At 65.0% G+C, this 15,282-nt stretch carries 21 protein-coding genes; 2 read left to right on the forward strand and 19 right to left on the reverse strand.

Features of this window, described 5'->3' with window-relative positions; translation table 11 throughout:
- The first annotated feature begins 17 nt into the window (after positions 1–17).
- Entirely contained in the window at positions 18–644 is a 627-nt protein-coding gene (gene wrbA / locus NL2_RS10025; RefSeq protein WP_068074424.1) for an NAD(P)H:quinone oxidoreductase, read from the forward strand.
- Between the two features lie 60 nt (positions 645–704).
- On the opposite strand, the gene NL2_RS10030 is transcribed toward wrbA, so the two are convergent.
- The 18 genes from NL2_RS10030 to NL2_RS21430 form a co-directional block, all read right to left on the reverse strand.
- Positions 705–1,139 (reverse strand): CopG family transcriptional regulator, encoded by a 435-nt coding sequence (locus tag NL2_RS10030; RefSeq protein WP_068074288.1) that lies wholly within the window; start codon positions 1,137–1,139, stop codon positions 705–707.
- A gap of 9 nt (positions 1,140–1,148) precedes the next feature.
- Entirely contained in the window at positions 1,149–3,137 is a 1,989-nt protein-coding gene (locus NL2_RS10035; RefSeq protein ID WP_068074293.1) for a conjugal transfer protein TraG, read from the reverse strand.
- A gap of 25 nt (positions 3,138–3,162) precedes the next feature.
- Entirely contained in the window at positions 3,163–4,902 is a 1,740-nt protein-coding gene (locus tag NL2_RS10040; RefSeq protein WP_068074294.1) for a relaxase/mobilization nuclease domain-containing protein, read from the reverse strand.
- 244 nt (positions 4,903–5,146) lie between these two features.
- Entirely contained in the window at positions 5,147–5,908 is a 762-nt protein-coding gene (locus tag NL2_RS10045) for a lytic transglycosylase domain-containing protein (protein WP_068074295.1), read from the reverse strand.
- A gap of 3 nt (positions 5,909–5,911) precedes the next feature.
- A complete protein-coding gene (locus NL2_RS10050) occupies positions 5,912–6,259 on the reverse strand; it encodes a DUF736 domain-containing protein (protein WP_068074298.1) in 348 nt (115 codons plus the stop codon).
- Positions 6,260–6,304: 45 nt separating this feature from the next.
- Positions 6,305–6,850 carry a S26 family signal peptidase gene (locus NL2_RS10055; RefSeq protein ID WP_068074300.1) on the reverse strand — a complete coding sequence of 182 codons (546 nt, stop codon included), beginning with the start codon at positions 6,848–6,850 and terminating at the stop codon, positions 6,305–6,307.
- Positions 6,847–7,365 (reverse strand): DUF2840 domain-containing protein, encoded by a 519-nt coding sequence (locus NL2_RS10060; protein WP_068074302.1) that lies wholly within the window; start codon positions 7,363–7,365, stop codon positions 6,847–6,849. Before NL2_RS10060 ends, NL2_RS10055 begins: the two co-directional genes overlap by 4 nt.
- Complete coding sequence (locus NL2_RS10065) at positions 7,362–7,616, reverse strand: hypothetical protein (RefSeq protein WP_068074304.1); 255 nt, start codon at positions 7,614–7,616, stop codon at positions 7,362–7,364. The genes NL2_RS10060 and NL2_RS10065 overlap by 4 nt, the downstream gene beginning before the upstream one ends.
- Entirely contained in the window at positions 7,613–8,251 is a 639-nt protein-coding gene (gene parA / locus NL2_RS10070; protein ID WP_068074305.1) for a ParA family partition ATPase, read from the reverse strand. Before parA ends, NL2_RS10065 begins: the two co-directional genes overlap by 4 nt.
- A 208-nt stretch (positions 8,252–8,459) precedes the next feature.
- Entirely contained in the window at positions 8,460–9,347 is an 888-nt protein-coding gene (locus tag NL2_RS10075; protein ID WP_068074306.1) for a replication initiator protein A, read from the reverse strand.
- An 11-nt stretch (positions 9,348–9,358) separates the two neighbouring features.
- On the reverse strand, positions 9,359–9,640 hold the full coding sequence (locus NL2_RS10080; protein WP_008832698.1) for a helix-turn-helix transcriptional regulator: 282 nt from the start codon (positions 9,638–9,640) through the stop codon (positions 9,359–9,361).
- A 138-nt stretch (positions 9,641–9,778) separates the two neighbouring features.
- The gene (locus tag NL2_RS10085; RefSeq protein ID WP_068074307.1) at positions 9,779–10,159 is read right to left on the reverse strand and encodes a DUF2285 domain-containing protein; all 381 of its coding nucleotides are present in this window, start codon (positions 10,157–10,159) and stop codon (positions 9,779–9,781) included.
- A 64-nt stretch (positions 10,160–10,223) separates the two neighbouring features.
- The gene (locus tag NL2_RS21775) at positions 10,224–10,535 is read right to left on the reverse strand and encodes a transcriptional regulator domain-containing protein (RefSeq protein ID WP_084356018.1); all 312 of its coding nucleotides are present in this window, start codon (positions 10,533–10,535) and stop codon (positions 10,224–10,226) included.
- Positions 10,536–10,658: 123 nt separating this feature from the next.
- Positions 10,659–10,922 carry a DNA -binding domain-containing protein gene (locus NL2_RS10090; RefSeq protein WP_068074308.1) on the reverse strand — a complete coding sequence of 88 codons (264 nt, stop codon included), beginning with the start codon at positions 10,920–10,922 and terminating at the stop codon, positions 10,659–10,661.
- A 128-nt stretch (positions 10,923–11,050) separates the two neighbouring features.
- On the reverse strand, positions 11,051–11,296 hold the full coding sequence (locus tag NL2_RS10095; protein WP_068074309.1) for a helix-turn-helix domain-containing protein: 246 nt from the start codon (positions 11,294–11,296) through the stop codon (positions 11,051–11,053).
- Positions 11,297–11,485: 189 nt separating this feature from the next.
- The gene (locus NL2_RS10100) at positions 11,486–11,815 is read right to left on the reverse strand and encodes a DUF736 domain-containing protein (protein WP_068074310.1); all 330 of its coding nucleotides are present in this window, start codon (positions 11,813–11,815) and stop codon (positions 11,486–11,488) included.
- 577 nt (positions 11,816–12,392) lie between these two features.
- Positions 12,393–12,923 carry a hypothetical protein gene (locus NL2_RS10105; protein ID WP_439646890.1) on the reverse strand — a complete coding sequence of 177 codons (531 nt, stop codon included), beginning with the start codon at positions 12,921–12,923 and terminating at the stop codon, positions 12,393–12,395.
- A 53-nt stretch (positions 12,924–12,976) separates the two neighbouring features.
- Positions 12,977–13,141, reverse strand: coding sequence for a hypothetical protein (locus NL2_RS21430; RefSeq protein WP_169799504.1), 165 nt, complete (start codon positions 13,139–13,141; stop codon positions 12,977–12,979).
- A gap of 328 nt (positions 13,142–13,469) precedes the next feature.
- On the opposite strand from NL2_RS21430, the gene NL2_RS10110 reads away from it, so the two are divergent.
- On the forward strand, positions 13,470–14,030 hold the full coding sequence (locus NL2_RS10110; protein WP_068074312.1) for a flavin reductase family protein: 561 nt from the start codon (positions 13,470–13,472) through the stop codon (positions 14,028–14,030).
- 16 nt (positions 14,031–14,046) lie between these two features.
- Here NL2_RS10110 and NL2_RS10115 read toward each other — a convergent pair whose 3' ends face one another.
- Positions 14,047–14,979, reverse strand: coding sequence for a DUF2493 domain-containing protein (locus NL2_RS10115; RefSeq protein ID WP_068074314.1), 933 nt, complete (start codon positions 14,977–14,979; stop codon positions 14,047–14,049).
- Between the last annotated feature and the right edge of the window lie 303 nt (positions 14,980–15,282).

Below are 15,282 nucleotides of genomic sequence, written 5' to 3' on the forward strand. Positions count from 1 at the left end.
ATTTCATGAGGAAAGCCATGACCAAGATCTTGATCCTGTATTATTCGAGCTATGGCCATATCGAACAAATGGCTCATGCCGTCGCCGATGGTGTTCGCGACAGCGGCGCCCATGCGACGATCAAGCGGGTGCCGGAGATTGTACCTCCCGAGACCGCCTCGGCCTATGGCTTCAAGGTGGATCAATCTGCTCCGATCGCGGTGCCCGATGAGCTGGCGGACTACGACGGCATTGTCCTGGGTGTACCGACGCGCTTCGGTGGGATGGCCGCGCAGATGCGGAACTTCCTCGACCAGACTGGAGGACTCTGGCACGCCGGAAAATTGATCGGGAAAGTCGCTTCGATCTTCACGTCGTCGGCGACGCAACACGGTGGCCAGGAGGCGACGATCCTCACCAGCATTCCGACTCTCCTGCACCACGGCATGATTGTCGTCGGTTTACCTTACAGCGCGACCGACCTTATGGGGCTCGACGAGGTCAGCGGCGGGACCCCCTATGGTGCAAGCACGCTCTCAGGAACGGACAACAAGCGGCAGCCGAGCGAGCGAGAGCTGGGGCTTGCCAGAACCCAAGGACGATTTGTTGCGCATGTCGCCATTCGGCAAAGTCCGGGCGGGAATGAGGCTGCGCATCCAGTTTGAAGACTGATGCGAAGATTAAAATGACTTGGGGACAGCGATCATTGTCGGTCCGCGCTCTCATCATTCCGCGTCGTGGCTCGGCGTGATATCATCCGAGATCTCCTGCCGCAGCTTCGGCCCGTGTGCTAGCCGCCGACCGAGCGCGGTGACGAACGCCTCGTAGCGTTCGCCGGCCTTGGCCCGCGCTGCCTGAGCGGCGGGCTCGGGCAGTGCCGGGGTCGTGGTCACCCAGAAGCGGACGAACACCGCCAACGTCTCGACGGCGATGCCGAGGTCGCGCTCCATCCGCGCCATGCGCCGGTCGAGCTGGTCGAGCCGTTTGGTCGTGGCCGCTTCCTGGCGCTCGGCGGCGTCGGGCGAAAGGAAGGAGGCGATGCCGGCTTCCGCGATCAGCGAGAGGGACTGATCACGCCGGGCGGCATGCGCGGCGAGCGCCTTCATGACGTCCGGTTCAAGATAGACCGACAGCCGCTGCTTTTTCGGGGGCTTTGCCAGAGTCGCCTCCTACAGCTCGATGCCGTCGCCGGGATCTAGGGACGCCTGGCGCGCCACCTGGCGCATGGTCTGGTTCATGCGCGAAAGGCGTGCGGCGTCTTCATCAGCGTCATCGCGGGGATCGATCTCGAACTCGTTCTCGATTGGCCTATTCGGCTCGACCGGCTTGGCGCGGCTCAGCTCCGGCTGATGGCGGCGCTCGGATTCGGTCGTATCCTCGTCTTCCGATCCGCTCCCGCCGCCGGTAACGGTCGCCGCGGGCGGTATCGCTGGAAGAGGAAGCGTGCTCCAGTCGTCCGGCCGGGCTGTTGTCGGTTTCACCAACGTCGGCGGCGTCAGGATGCGCTCCTGAAACCGGCGATCCTCATAGTAGCGGGCCTTCTTCGCGCGGATCGGCGGGGTGCCCGCCACCATGACGATCTCGTCGGCGGGCGGGAGCTGCATGATCTCGCCGGGCGTCATCAGTTGCCGTGCCGTTTCCGAGCGGGAGACCATCATGTGGCCGAGCCAGGGCGACAGGCGATGACCGGCATAATTCTTCATCGCCCGCATCTCGGTCGCGGTGCCGAGCGCATCGGAGACGCGCTTCGCGGTGCGTTCGTCATTGGTCGCGAAGCTAACCCGCACATGGCAGTTGTCGAGGATCGAGTTGTTCGGCCCGTAGGCTTTCTCGATCTGGTTCAGCGACTGGGCGATGAGGAACGCTTTCAGGCCGTAGCCGGCCATGAAGGCGAGCGCGCTCTCGAAGAAGTCGAGGCGGCCGAGCGCCGGAAACTCGTCGAGCATGAGGAGTAGCCGGTGGCGGTTGCCCTTCGCCTGCAAATCCTCCGTCAGGCGCCGGCCGACCTGATTGAGGATCAGGCGGATCAGCGGCTTGGTCCGGTTGATGTCCGACGGCGGCACCACGAGGTAGAGCGTGGTCGGATGCTTGCTGCCGACGATATCGACGATGCGCCAGTCGCAGCGGCGCGTGACCTCGGCGACGACGGGGTCACGATAGAGGCCGAGGAAGGACATCGCGGTCGATAACACGCCCGACCGCTCATTGTCGGATTTGTTCAGCAACTCGCGCGCAGCGGACGCAATGACCGGGTGCGGCCCGGCCTCGCCGAGATGGGCCGTCTTCATCATGGCGGCGAGCGTCGACTCGATCGGCCGCTTCGGGTCGGAGAGGAAGGCGGCGACGCCAGCCAAGGTCTTGTCGGCTTCGGCATAGAGGACGTGAAGGATCGCGCCGACCAGCAGCGCATGGCTTGTCTTCTCCCAGTGGTTCCGCTTCTCGAGACTGCCTTCGGGGTCGACCAGAATGTCGGCGATATTCTGCACGTCGCGGACCTCCCACTCTCCGCGACGAACCTCCAGCAGCGGATTGTACGCGGCCGACTTCGTATTGGTCGGATCGAACAGGAGCACGCGACCATGACGGGCGCGATAGCCGGCCGTCAGCGTCCAGTTTTCCCCCTTGATGTCGTGGACGATGGCGGAGCCCGGCCAGGTCAGCAGCGACGGCACGACCAGGCCGACGCCCTTGCCGGATCGCGTCGGTGCGAAGCACAGCACATGCTCAGGCCCGTCATGGCGGAGATAGTCGCGGTCGAACTTCCCGAGGACGACGCCATCCACGCCGAGCAGGCCAGCGGCGCGCACTTCGTTGGCATCAGCCCATCGCGCAGAGCCGAAGGTCTCGGCATTCTTGGCCTCACGCGCCCGCCACACCGACATGCCGATCGCAACGGCGATGGAGATGAAGCCGCCGGACGCGGCGATATAGGCGCCTTCGATGAAGATCCGCGGGGCATAAGCGTCGTAGGCATACCACCACCAGAAGAAGGACGGCGGATAGTAGATCGGCCATCCGGCGAGTTCGAACCAAGGATGCCCAAGCTGCTGCTGGAAGCCGAGACGATAGGCTGTCCATTGTGTAGCCCCCCAAGTCGTCATCAACACGATCAGGAAGACGGTGAGGATCTGGCCCCAGAGGATTTTGGTCGCCGACATGGCGGGCGCTCCTTTCTTGGTTGGGCTACATGCCGAGGCCGCGATTGCGACCGAAGCTCCAATCGACGCCGCCAGCGCCGCGCGACACGCCGGAGACGTGCTGACCGATCTGGCGTTCAAGGGTTGGGGACCAGGGCACGAGCTGGAAGCCGAGGCCGTCGTCGATCATGGCGAAGCGGCCCGACGCGAGCGCGAAGCGCTGGCGATAGGTGCCCGCCACATATTCGCCCGTCCCGGCCTTCGAGAATTGCCGGCTGGTCTCGGCCGCGAGCTTTTCGCCAAGTGCTTCCACCTCGCGCTGACGCAGCGTATCGATCAGCCCTGGCGAGAAGCTGACGCCGCGGGTTTGCCGCTCGGCGAGGCCTTGGCCAACGAGATGGTCGGCCCGCTTGTCCATCGCCTGGCGCACCTCCGCGCCGAAACCGCCACCGCCGAGCGCGACGGGATCGCGGGCGATCGCCTGCCGGTCGAGCCAGGTGGCGCCGTTGGCACTGACTTGCCGTTCGATGTCGAGATCGGAGCGTACCGCGAGCGCGACGCGGCGGCGGCCCTGCGCGTCATCGAATTTGCGCAGCTCGACGATCGAGCCGGGTGCGCTGTCACCGGCGGCATCGAGGTCGGGCAGCTTGATGTGATGGGTGCGGCCGTCCGTGCCGTCGATCACGGCATAGGCCGTGCCCTTCAGCTCGTCGTCGAGACCGCGATCGACCAACCGGCCGACGACAGGATCGTTGAGGCTTTCGCCGGCGAGGACATAGCTGGCCGCTCCGCGCTCGATGCCGCGCTCGGTCAGGCCGCGATGAATGCGTTTGATGATGTCGCCGCGCTCGCCCAGCTCGCGCAGGGTCGCTTCGGCGTTCTCGGACACGACCCATTGGCCGGGACCGACCTGATCCGCGAGCCCGAGCGTCTCCAGCTTGCGCAGCCGGCCGACTTTCATCGCATGGAATTCGTCGGGCTGGCGGTCGGGGTGCGGGGCGAGATCAACCACGCCGGTGCGATAGCCGTCGCGGGCAAGTTGCCGGTCGAGGTTGGTCCAGCGTTCCGCCTCGATCTGCCGTTCGAGGTTGCGGCGGATCTCGTGATCGGTGCGCGGCCCCAGTTCCTGAGTGACGAGATCCTGCGCGCGGGCGCGCATGCCCTCCTTGATATAGTCGCGGGAGATGACGAGGTCCTGGCCGTCGTCGGTGCGGCCCCGCAGGATGATGTGGACGTGCGGGTTGTCGGTGTTCCAGTGATCGACGCCGACCCAGTCGAGGCGGGTAGCCAGGTCCTTTTCCATCTGGCCCATCAGGTCGCGGGCATAGGTCTTGAGGTCGCACATCTCCGTCGCGTCCTCGGGCGAGACGATGAAGCGGAAATGATGGCGATCATCTTGGGTCCGCTCGGCGAAGGCCTTCGGATCGGCGTCCTCGATCTCCGGCCCGAACAGCTTCGCCTTCTCCCCATCCCGGGTGACGCCCTCGCGCCGCAGATAATTGAGGTGAGCGGAGAGCGGTGCGGCCCGCGCGGTGTGGCGAACGACACGGGTCTTGATGACCGTGTTGCGCGATCGGCTGGTGAGCAGCCGGTTGGCCTGCACCGTCGCGCGCTGGCCGCGACCGAACCGCGAGCGGTTGCCCGAGCTGATCTTGCCGGAGCGCGAAACGCTGCCGCCGGCGCGCTGGGCGGCGGCGAGCGCCTGTGCGATGAAGGGCCGCGCCTGTTGCGCCCGGGTCGAGCGGATGCGGCCCGGTCGGATGCGGAAATCGTCCTCGCCTCTCATGGCCGGGGCTCCGCACATCGCGCAAAGCCGATGAAATCCTTGACGATATCGCGATAGCGCAGGCTGCGCCGATCAGGCGCACCTCGCGCAAATGCGCTGTAAGTCCCTGAAAACACACGACCGCACCAAGCCGCACATCGCGCGCTTTTATCTCGCCATCGAGCGGTTGTGTTGCCTGCTCCTCCTCCCCGGACCGCCATCTGTCCGCCAGAGCCCGCCATTCCCCGATTCGGTGCGAACGCCGTCATCGGGGGCTTCCTGATGCATTGCGAGCCACGAACAGCCCATCGGTGCGTGGCGCAATCGTGTTTGGATCGCGCGCCGGGGCTGGCGTTGTTGCTTCATCCGGCGCGCTTTCACGTTGCACCGGAGCGACGGTCATGCTGCTTGATGGCTGCACGACGAAGAGCGGCGCACGGGTCCAGGCGAGCGGATCGGCGGCCGCCACCACGACGGGGGAGACCATCTCGCCGCCGCCGACGACGGGTCCGAGCATGGCGACATAGGTGCGCGTTTCAGCGGGCAGCGGACGGCCGGCGAGAGATTCTTCGTAGCGACCGGGACCGGCATTGTAGGCCGCGAGGAAGCCCGGCGAACCGTAGCGGTCGTGCATTTCGCGCAGATACGCCGCGCCCGCCAGGATGTTGTCGCGCGGATCGTAGGGATTCGCGCCGAGGCCGTGACGGGTACGAAGGCTAGCCCAGGTGGCGGGCATGATTTGCATCAAACCCCGCGCGCCGGCAGACGAGATGGCGCGCGCATCGCCACGGCTTTCGACGCGCATCACGGCGCGAATCCACGCCTCTGGCACGCCGAACCGTTGCGCCGCCTCTGCGATGAACGTCGCATAGGGATCGACGCGTGATGGGCGATCGGCGGGCATCTCCTGTGCAGTGGCGGCAGGTGCGAGCGGCGCGGTGAGAAGCAGGCCGGAAAGGAGAAGGAAGGCTGTGCGTCGGAGGGCGATCCTCCCACCGACGACAGTTTGCGAGCGAATGACGGGCATCGCTCAGTCCCGCCCGCCACGCTTCGGCGGGCGATTCCAGTGCAGGCCCCAGGCGGATTTGTCATCAGCCGACTGGAAGAGGTTGGCGCGGATCGGATGATCGAAGGTTGGATCGTCGATCTGTAGCGAGACGTAGTCGCCGGCCTTCTCGCCGGTGCGCTTCCAACCCGCGCCGATCTCGGCGCCGGGTTCGTTGTTCATACCGTCGAAGACATGAACGCGGAAATCCGGCGCATTCTCGGCATCGGAGGCCTCGGTCGGAATGATGATGATGTCCTGCTGCAACAAGAGCGTTTGCAAATGGCCGATGAAGCCGGAATCGTCGCGCGTGAATTGACCGATCAGGGACATGATTTTCTCCGTGGCTGTGCGGTGGACAAGGTCATGGGCGTGCCGTCACCGCGTCGGCGCGCGCCAGACGAAGCGGCCATCGCCGTCCTCGTCGGTGTAGAGCGGGGTGGCCCGGCCAATGACCGAGCTGGCGGGGAGCGGACCGAAGTAGCGGCCGTCGAGGCTGTCGCGGACTTCCCAGTTCATCAGGAACAGCTCACCGTCCGCGACCACGCGGCAGCCTTGCCAGATCGGCAATGTTCGGCCGCGACGGTCGTGGTCCAGCGCATCGCCCATCGGCACCGCATCGACCGTGATGGCGAGCCCTGTTCTGCACACGCGCTGCCCGGGAAGCGCCGCGACGTGCTTCATGAGAGGCACGCCGCGCGGCAGATATCCGCCGTCCGAGAGGAAGGTCGCGAGCGGCTCGGGCGCGCGGACTGCGACCAGATCGGTAACATCCAGCCGGCCAGGTGCGCCGATCGCGTACAGGCCGATCGGCGTGCTCGCCGAAGCATTCCAGATCAGCTTCGGCTCGAACGAGGCGATCGACGCGATGCCGAGCAGCGACACGGCGGCCGTCGTGACCAAGGCATAGGCGAGCCGCGTCATGCGCCAATCTCCCGGCGCAGAATGAAGGCGCGGTGCTGCTGCGCATCGTAGGCGCGCGGGGCTTCGCAGACGGTCAGCCGGTTATGGACATGACGCCAGTGATCCGGTGAAACCTCGATCGCATCGATGCCGCGCGCCTCGATCGCATCGATGAGCTGGAGCACGCGCTCGACCTTCGGCCAGCCATCGGCGCGCAGCAGGATGTCGCCACCGGGGCGCACGAATGGCAGGGTCTGACAGTGCTCACCGGCATTCACGGCGCGGACGATGTCGAGGCGCGACAGCGCGGTGCCGTAATCGTTGGAAGTCCAGCGAACGAAGGCGAAGACGCTGTTCGGTGCGAACGACACGACGCGCCGGCGGCGGTCGAGGATCTGTTCGGCGGCCTCGCGACCGAACCTGATCCAGAACTCGATCTTCTTCTCAATCCACGTCAGCTCGACATGGGTCAGGGCATCGGCGGCAAGCGCACGCGGCAAGCCGCTGCGCACCGATGCGTCGGCGACGCCGATCATCGTGGATCTCCTTCGCTGTGTGGGAATTCGCGCTCGAACAGGGCGCGCAGCATGTCGGCGACGGTCTGTCCGCGCTGGAAGGCTGCGATCTTGATCCGGCCGCGCATGTCGGCGGTGACGTCGATCGTCAGTCGGGCAGCGAAGTCGGCCGCGGGCTCCGCGCGCGGCGATGGCCGGTCTGGCGCCTTGATCCAGCTTTCCGGGTCCGCCGGCCGAGCGGCGAAGCTGTGTTTCGGGGACCGCTCGCTCATACGCCGATCCTCGCGACTTCGGCGGCGAGTGCGGCGATCTCCCGCGCGGCAGGCGAGGTATCGTCCTGCTCGGCGGCGAGCCGTCCGGTCTGAACGACATCGGCAAAAGCGATGCGCTGGCCGATGGTTGTCAGGAGCGGCGGCGGGTCATGATCGGCCAGCGTCTCGGCGGTCTCCCGGGCGAGCACTGTACGCGCCGCGCAGCGGTTCAGCACGAACCGGGCTTTCAGGTCCGGGTGGTAGATCCGCGCTTCGTTAAGCAGCGTCAGCATCTCGGCCGACGCCCAGCCGTCGAGCGGCGATGGCTGGACGGGGATCAGTACGAGGTCGGCGGCCAGTAGCGCCGAGCGCATTAGCCCGGCGACACGCGGCGGTCCGTCGATGACGACGTGATCGACGTCGCGCGCCAGCTCCGGCGCTTCGCGGTGGAGCGTATCGCGCGCCAGGCCGACGACACCGAACAGCCGTTCCAATCCCTCCCGGCTGCGCTGCTGCGACCAGTCCAGCGCCGAGCCTTGTGGATCGGCGTCGATCAGCGTCACGCGCTTGCCATTGCGCGCCCATTCGCCGGCGAGATGCAGGGCGAGCGTCGTCTTGCCGACGCCGCCCTTCTGGTTGAGGAGCGCGACGATCATGACGGGCCCCCGGCGATCGGGGACTCGTCCACAGCCGTCGAAAAACGGACTTCCGTTAGAAAGATTCCGTAGGAATCTAGGTTAGATAAGTTACGGGGCTCGCAAGGCGCTGATTTAGCGCGATGAATCGGCGATTTCGGTCCCCGATAGCACGAGAGTCCGGTCCCCGATGGCACGATAGTGCCGGTCCCTGATAGCACGAGATGATTCACAGCTTATCCCCAGGGCGAGTTGTCGAGCGGCGACGGCGGCGCGGGATGCCGAGAGCGTCGGGATCGGTCGGTACGAAGGACAGGATCTCGGGACCGCCGACGCATTGCTCGATGGTCAGGCGGTAGCCAGGCAGCGGCTGGCGGCGGACGATGTCGCGCAGGTCGTAGGCGAAGTGCTTGAGCGGCGAGAGGCTGCCGGACTTGGCGTGGAGATGCGGGAAATCGAAGCTCCAGCCGAACTCCTGTTTGCCGCCATGCTTGCGCACGAGGCGATAGAGCCAGCGCTCCAGGCCGCCGGTCAGCCCGAAATAGTTGCGGTCGATGGTCAGCACCAAAGCATCGTCGAGCACCGCGCCGTAGAACCAGTCGGGCAAGATCAGTTCGAGCCCGAGCGGCCGGCCGCGGTGATCGGCGCGCTCCTTCCACTCGTTGATCCAGGAGAAGCGGTGCATCCGCCGCTCGGTCGGCTGGCGGATCGAGGTCGCGATGGTGGTGGATTGAAGCCGGTCGAGCGCGGCCTTCAGCCGGTCGTAATCGCGCAGCGAGACGCCGCGTCCGATGAAGTTCAGGATCTCATAGGGCGTGGTCGCCATGAGGCGCGACGGGCGCAGCCCGACGTCACGCGCTTCGACGATTTGGGAAGCAGCCCAGATCAGGACGTCGGCATCCCAGATCGTCGCTATGCCGTGCTCGGCAACGGCCTCGACCCGGATGACAACGGAGCCAGCCTTGAAGTCGATCGGCGCCAGGCGCTTCGATTTGGCGAGCGAGAAGAACGGATAGGCCATGAGGTCCTGCGCGTCGCGCGGCGCGAGATCGCCGGGCAGCGCCCGGAACAGATCGAGCTGCGCACGTTCGTCGGGGTGATGCTGGCGGGACGACATAGCCGGACGTCTCAGCGCGGCTGGCGGCCGGCGAAACGCCGGTCCGTGGGCTCCTGCCTCTTCGCGGGAAGCACCGTGCCGCGCGGGTCCGACGTCGAGCTGACAAGGCCACGATCGGCCCAGGTCTGCAAATCTTCGATGGCGTAAACGACTCGACCGCCGAGCTTCCGGTAGGCCGGACCGGTGCCGTAGGTGCGGTGCTTCTCAAGCGTGCGCTCGGACAGTCCGAGAAAGCGAGCGGCTTCCTGCGTGCGCAGGTAGCGTGGCGGGATGCCGGCGGTTGTTTCGGCCATTGTCGAGCCTCCGTGGTCTCATCGGGGGCCGCTGCCGTCAGGCGGCGGTTCGAGAGCACGGTGGCGTGAAGACGGTGGGCCGGACGATGTCGAAGATAGGAATCCAGTTTCGACACGTCCCAGCCGATGGACGGCGGGCTATGATCGACGGGGTCGGCGCAGGAGGGAGCGGTAACCGCCGTCAACGAGTTTCACGCCGTCGCGCACGAGGCGGATCGTGGTTTCACGGACAGAGTTTCCGACCCAGGATTGCGCGTCGATCTGGTGTCCGAGGAAAAGGGTTTCGCCGATCGCGCGATAGGTCTCACCCTCATAATGCGCGTCAACCGCTCGGAGCATGGTTCGCATTCGCTGGCGTCGCGGGGTGGTCAAGCGATCGTCGGGCGGAATCTTTCGCCGCCACATCGTCGACCAGAAACGGCCGATCGCCTGGAGCCGATCCGGCGTGATGTCGTCGATTATGACGAGGACGGCGAGCGGTGCGTCGCCGGCTTCGCCATGGAAAGCGATGTCGAACATCTCGCCACCGGCGGCGCGACGACGAGTCCCATCGGCAGCAAGGAGAGCAGAGGAAATTGTTTCGCTAGTTACCCCTCTGCCAGCGGGCGGTGCTGGTGACGGAGCGAGGAGAAGTTTGAACGGATCGGCGGTAAGGGTCCAGGAGATAGCCGCAGTCAAGGCATTGAGGGCCGGGTCTGTTGCGAAAAGACAACCCCCAGTGCTCAGACAGAGCCCTTGCTTTGTCTGGAGCGAGATGGCCGGCCTGCTGTAATTCCGCGTATTCGCGCCGGTAGTCGCGGTTTCTCCGTAGAAACTCCCACGCGATATCTGGTGCAGTTAGACCATCGATATAGTCATAGACCGAGCCAGTTCTCCAACTTCCTTCCTCAGGCATGGTTTTCCTCTCCCGTCGCGCCTCTCTGGGGCGAGCAACACGGAGAACACGATTCCAAGTTGTCTTTGGTTTGGGAAGTTCGAAGGCGGCGCAACGTGATGCAGGTTCTGCATCACCGGTTGATCAGTGGTAACTAGACCGGACCAGATGGCGAAAGCCGTTCTCGGTCATCCATTTCGCGCGGGCCATGTGGCTGGTGTAGACGCGCGCAGCTCGCTGGGCATCCTTGTCAGGGTCGAGGCCGAATATAACGGTGACCGCTTCTTCCCAGCACGCCCCGTCGGCCTCGGCATCCAGCAATCGCAGATAGGTCTTCAGGTGCTCGCGATCATAGGGGGTGAGCACGGCACTATCAGGCGGTTGGTCTAGGAAATCTGTCTTGGTCACACCGGTCCCCTGCAGTCATTCTTATCCATTCCGGTGGCATTTGTTAACCATGTGTCGGTTGCATCGCAGCAAAATCGGCGCGGCGATGGCAACGGCGCACCGCGGGCATGCGGTTGGCAAGGGAGATGCTATCGCTTGTCGATTTTCGCACGAACCACCATCACTCCTTCGCCTTGGTCGGTGGTCAGGAGGAGGATGCCGTGGCCTTCAAGCGCCCGCCGAACCTGATCGCGCGTGGTCTCATACACCTCGTGGCCGCTTACGGATTCGAGGCGTTTCAGCGCGGTCAGTGATACCTGGGCCTTGTCAGCGAGCGTCTCCTGATTCCATCCAAGCAACGCGCGTGCGGCCCGCGATTGTCGGGCGGTGATCATGCATGATCACCTCCCACTCGGACATACGCGCACACCAGAACTACGACTATAATAGTCGCTCTTGAGCGGCGGCGCTACCCGATACTGCCTTTACGGGATGGCTCGTTAACCATTGGAACGCCAACTGATTCGGTCGCCCATAAAGCGATCGGCCCCGCCCGGACGATCCGGGCAGGGCGTCGCTCGCCTTCACTCGCCGTTGCGGCGGCCGTTGGGGCGGGACCAGATGAGGCTGAAGCCTTCGCCTTCCTCGTCGTCGAAGAGGTTGGCATAGATCGGGGCGTTGAAGCTGGGGTCGTCGAGCTTCAGGCCCAGATAGGCACGGCCCTCGTTGGAGGTCTTGGACCAGGCGGCGCCGATCTCGGCACGGCCGACGAAGATGCGGTGGCTGGGGGCGTTCTCGCCGGTGGCGCGGGCATCGGGGACGACGCGGACGTTCTTGGTCTGGAGGCTGAGGGTGACGATTTCGCCGGTGAACTCGTTGTTGCCGATCTTTTTGAAGGTGCCGATGGTCGCCATGGTAGTTCTCCTTGAACTCTGTTCCGAGCCCGCACCATTGCGGCCTCGATGGCGATCGACAGGCCGGAGGCGATTGACGGCGCACCCCGCAGGGGCCTGACAGCAAAGGAGGGGCTTTCTTGTCTCGCGAGGAATGACGGCGCAGCCGGCAGGGGAAGAAAGTTTCGACGCCGCTGTTGCGGCATAGGCGATCGAGGCGCAGCCGACCTTCGGCCAGATCAGCCCATTGAAGAGGCCGTTTTGGAGCGGTCGACGTGACAGAGACGCATCACAGGAGAACGTGGCGACCATCCTCGACCGATATGACCGTGGCCACATCGAGAAATCGCGATGTCTCCCGGCTCCGTTAGACCCAATGTCCTGCCGGTTCCCGACCGTCGCGCACGAGAGCGCCCCTCCCGGCACTCGCACCGTCTGCGCGCTGTCACGGCAGTGCCACCGGCACCGTCACCGAGGGGATGGCGCGCCCGTCTGGGCTAGCCGTCGATCCTACCACCGCGGTCTTAGACGAACCCGGGCGTCGAAAAGCGCGATGCGCAAGATATCGGCTACTGTCCCGCCGTCGCGGGCAACGATGTCAGGCGCGCGCGACGTTCTGTCTGGTTGGTCCGGGCGCGGCCATTGCTGTCACCCTGATCAGCGCGGTGATGCCGACGGCAATCGCGCCAATGACGGAGAAGATGAACTGCCAGGTGTCGGAGGGCATGGTGTGTTTCACGATGCCATGCGTCGCGTGATAACCTGCGAGCGCTGCCGGTGCGACGAACGCAAGAGCGATTGCCAGACGTATCCAGAGCGGACGGATGAAGGCGAGCAGAAACTGCCCGAGGCCGAGTGTAAGTGCGGCGGCTACGAGGCCGACGACGATCGCGCCGATCCAGCCGGAACCGGTCTGATAGGCCCAGGTCCCGGCGCTGACGCCCGCGAAGAACGGCAGCGCGAAGACAGCCAGTGTGAACAACAGCCAGCACAGGCCGCCGATCGCGGCGATGCTGGCGAGGATACCAATGAAGATCATAGCGGTGGTCTCCGTGAGATAAAGGTCTGACGGTCGCGCCTCCACCACCACCACGGCGCGGTCTGAAGTATAGCGGAAGATGACCGTCAACGGGAGCGGAAATCGGCTCGATTTCCGCATCCTCGACTGGCAATCGCCCCCGGTTAGGGGGCGAAGGGATCGATCTCCGCTACGACCTCGGCGTCGCCGTCGAACTCGGTGATGGGCGTGACGGAATGGGTGCCGTCGCCTGCCTTGAAGATGATGATCGCGACCATGAGGGTGGTGGCGAGGCTGAAGGCGTAGGCGTGTGCGTCGTTGAGGGACATCGTACCGGCTCCTGTCTTGGAGGCGGGGGACCATCCCCCGCGTGACAGGCGCCCGATGTGTCCGGCCGAGGGCCGCAATCACCGCGTCGGCGAAGCAAAGCGGCGGCATGCTCGCATAGCCGACCCTTTACGGGTTGATGGCGTCAGGCCTTCGGCTGGACCAAGGATCAGCGAATGGATGCGGGGGTGGTTTTCCGTCGGTGAGAGGAGCCACCACAAGACTGGACTTCGATGCATCTGCCGGGTCCGCCTCGCACCCAACCGGTCGTGATGCCGCCGACATCAGGCGCTATGATCCGGCACAAGTAACTGCCTGCGAGGTCGCTGCATGACGAAGATTCCGAAGAAGAGCGATTTCCCCGTCGGTCAGGTGCGCCGCTATCTGGAGCCAGGCCCAATCGTGCTGCTGTCCTCGAAGTGGGAGGGCAAGACCAACATCATGACGCTCGGCTGGCAGACGGTCCTGGAATTCTCGCCGTCCCTCATTGGCCTGATGATCTCTGGCGGCAATCATAGCTCCGAGATGATCCGCAACAGCCGCGAGTGCGTCATAAACCTGCCGACGACGGCGCTGACCGACACAGTGGTCGGGATCGGCAACACGTCCGGGCGCGAGATCGACAAGTTCGCCCATTTCGGGCTGACGGCAGAAAAAGCCGACGAGGTCGGTGCGCCGCTGATCGGCGAGTGCCATGCGAGCTTTGAATGCCGGCTGCACGACGATGCGCTGGTCGAGAAGTACAATTTCTTCATTTTCGAGGTGGTGAAGGCGCACGTCGCGACGTCGCCGAAGCATCCCGAGACGCTGCATTATACCGGCGATGGCGTGTTCATGGTGTCCGGCAAGATCATCAGCCGGCGCTCCCAGTTCCGGCCCGAGATGCTGTGATCGTAGTGGGTGGCGCTCACGCGCCACCCGTGCCGAATTTCCAGACCGGGATGCCGAGTTTTTTCGCCTTGTCGGCGAGGTTGTCTTGAATGCCGGTGCCCGGGAAGTGCATGACCCCGATCGGCAGGACGTCGAGCATCTGATCGTTGCGCTTGAATGGCGCGGCCTTGGCATGTTTGGTCCAGTCTGGAGCAAATCCGACCTGCGGCACCTTGCGATGGTCGGCCCAACGGGAGGCGATCTTTTCGGCGCCCTTTGGTGATTTGCCGTGGATCAGCACCATGTCGGGATGCTTGGCGTGAACCTGATCGAGCTTGGCCCAGATCAGCGTGTGATCGTTGAAGTCGAGCCCGCCGGTGATGGCGATCTTCGGACCGGCCGGCAGCAGCACCTCGTTGTCGGCGCGCTTCTTCGCGGCGAGGAAGTCGCGGCTGTCGATCATTGCCGAGGTCAGGTTGCGATGGTTGACCATCGATCCGCTGCGGGGACGCCAGGGTGAGCGGGTGTGCCGTTCGTAATGCTCGGCGGCCTGGTCGCGCATCAGCTCGAAGGCGTTGCGACGCTCGATCATCGTCTGCCCTTCGGCCGTCAGGCGTTCCAGCTCGACGGCCTTTACCTCGGAGCCATCCTGTTCGCGTTGCCCGCGGCGCTGTGCCTGCTCGTTATCGTCCAGCTCGCGCTCGATCCGGTCGGTGGCGCGGTGGAAGACATTGACGGTCGACCAGAGGAGATCGTCGAGGTCGGGCTCGAGGCGGGTGTCTTCCAGGGTGACGATCAGGGCGTCGAAGATATCGGCGATGGCGCCGGCGACGTGATTGCCTTCAGGCAGCGGCCTTCCGTCGGGTTCGTCCGCAAAGGGACGGTAGCCATAAAGCTGAAGTTCGTGGAGGACGTGGTCGGTAGGCGATGACTCGTGATGCGGCTCGTAGCTATCGTCGTGCTCGCTCATCGGGATGCTCCTTCGTCGGTGTGACCGCGACCCTCGCGGCCTTCTGGCGACGAAAGCCGGCAGGCGGACCGGACCTGCACCCGGAGCGAAGCGAGAGGGCTGGAGCGCAGCGGAGGACGGCGAAGGACGGCTATTTTGCTTTCGCGATGGAAAGGCCGAATGGCCGCCGGAAAATAGCCGGGCGCAGGCGTTGCTGGTCCGGGTCGTTTGCTGGCCGATCGCCCTCTCGAAGGCCGGGTTGCGGCTCTCCCCGACACCTGGGAGCATGCGGGCGAGTGCCAAGCGACGGCGTTGCCGTCACCA

Source organism: Novosphingobium lentum NBRC 107847, assembly GCF_001590965.1.
GTDB lineage: Bacteria > Pseudomonadota > Alphaproteobacteria > Sphingomonadales > Sphingomonadaceae > Novosphingobium > Novosphingobium lentum.

Coding starts and splice junctions, on each gene's coding strand:
- wrbA (WP_068074424.1), top strand. CDS start 18: ATGACCAAGATCTTGATCCTGTATTATTCGAGCTATGGCCATATCGAA.
- NL2_RS10035 (WP_068074293.1), bottom strand. CDS start 3,137: ATGTCGGCGACCAAAATCCTCTGGGGCCAGATCCTCACCGTCTTCCTG.
- NL2_RS10040 (WP_068074294.1), bottom strand. CDS start 4,902: ATGAGAGGCGAGGACGATTTCCGCATCCGACCGGGCCGCATCCGCTCG.
- NL2_RS10045 (WP_068074295.1), bottom strand. CDS start 5,908: ATGCCCGTCATTCGCTCGCAAACTGTCGTCGGTGGGAGGATCGCCCTC.
- NL2_RS10050 (WP_068074298.1), bottom strand. CDS start 6,259: ATGTCCCTGATCGGTCAATTCACGCGCGACGATTCCGGCTTCATCGGC.
- NL2_RS10055 (WP_068074300.1), bottom strand. CDS start 6,850: ATGACGCGGCTCGCCTATGCCTTGGTCACGACGGCCGCCGTGTCGCTG.
- NL2_RS10060 (WP_068074302.1), bottom strand. CDS start 7,365: ATGATCGGCGTCGCCGACGCATCGGTGCGCAGCGGCTTGCCGCGTGCG.
- NL2_RS10065 (WP_068074304.1), bottom strand. CDS start 7,616: ATGAGCGAGCGGTCCCCGAAACACAGCTTCGCCGCTCGGCCGGCGGAC.
- parA (WP_068074305.1), bottom strand. CDS start 8,251: ATGATCGTCGCGCTCCTCAACCAGAAGGGCGGCGTCGGCAAGACGACG.
- NL2_RS10075 (WP_068074306.1), bottom strand. CDS start 9,347: ATGTCGTCCCGCCAGCATCACCCCGACGAACGTGCGCAGCTCGATCTG.
- NL2_RS10080 (WP_008832698.1), bottom strand. CDS start 9,640: ATGGCCGAAACAACCGCCGGCATCCCGCCACGCTACCTGCGCACGCAG.
- NL2_RS10085 (WP_068074307.1), bottom strand. CDS start 10,159: ATGTTCGACATCGCTTTCCATGGCGAAGCCGGCGACGCACCGCTCGCC.
- NL2_RS21775 (WP_084356018.1), bottom strand. CDS start 10,535: ATGCCTGAGGAAGGAAGTTGGAGAACTGGCTCGGTCTATGACTATATC.
- NL2_RS10095 (WP_068074309.1), bottom strand. CDS start 11,296: ATGATCACCGCCCGACAATCGCGGGCCGCACGCGCGTTGCTTGGATGG.
- NL2_RS10100 (WP_068074310.1), bottom strand. CDS start 11,815: ATGGCGACCATCGGCACCTTCAAAAAGATCGGCAACAACGAGTTCACC.
- NL2_RS21430 (WP_169799504.1), bottom strand. CDS start 13,141: ATGTCCCTCAACGACGCACACGCCTACGCCTTCAGCCTCGCCACCACC.
- NL2_RS10110 (WP_068074312.1), top strand. CDS start 13,470: ATGACGAAGATTCCGAAGAAGAGCGATTTCCCCGTCGGTCAGGTGCGC.
- NL2_RS10115 (WP_068074314.1), bottom strand. CDS start 14,979: ATGAGCGAGCACGACGATAGCTACGAGCCGCATCACGAGTCATCGCCT.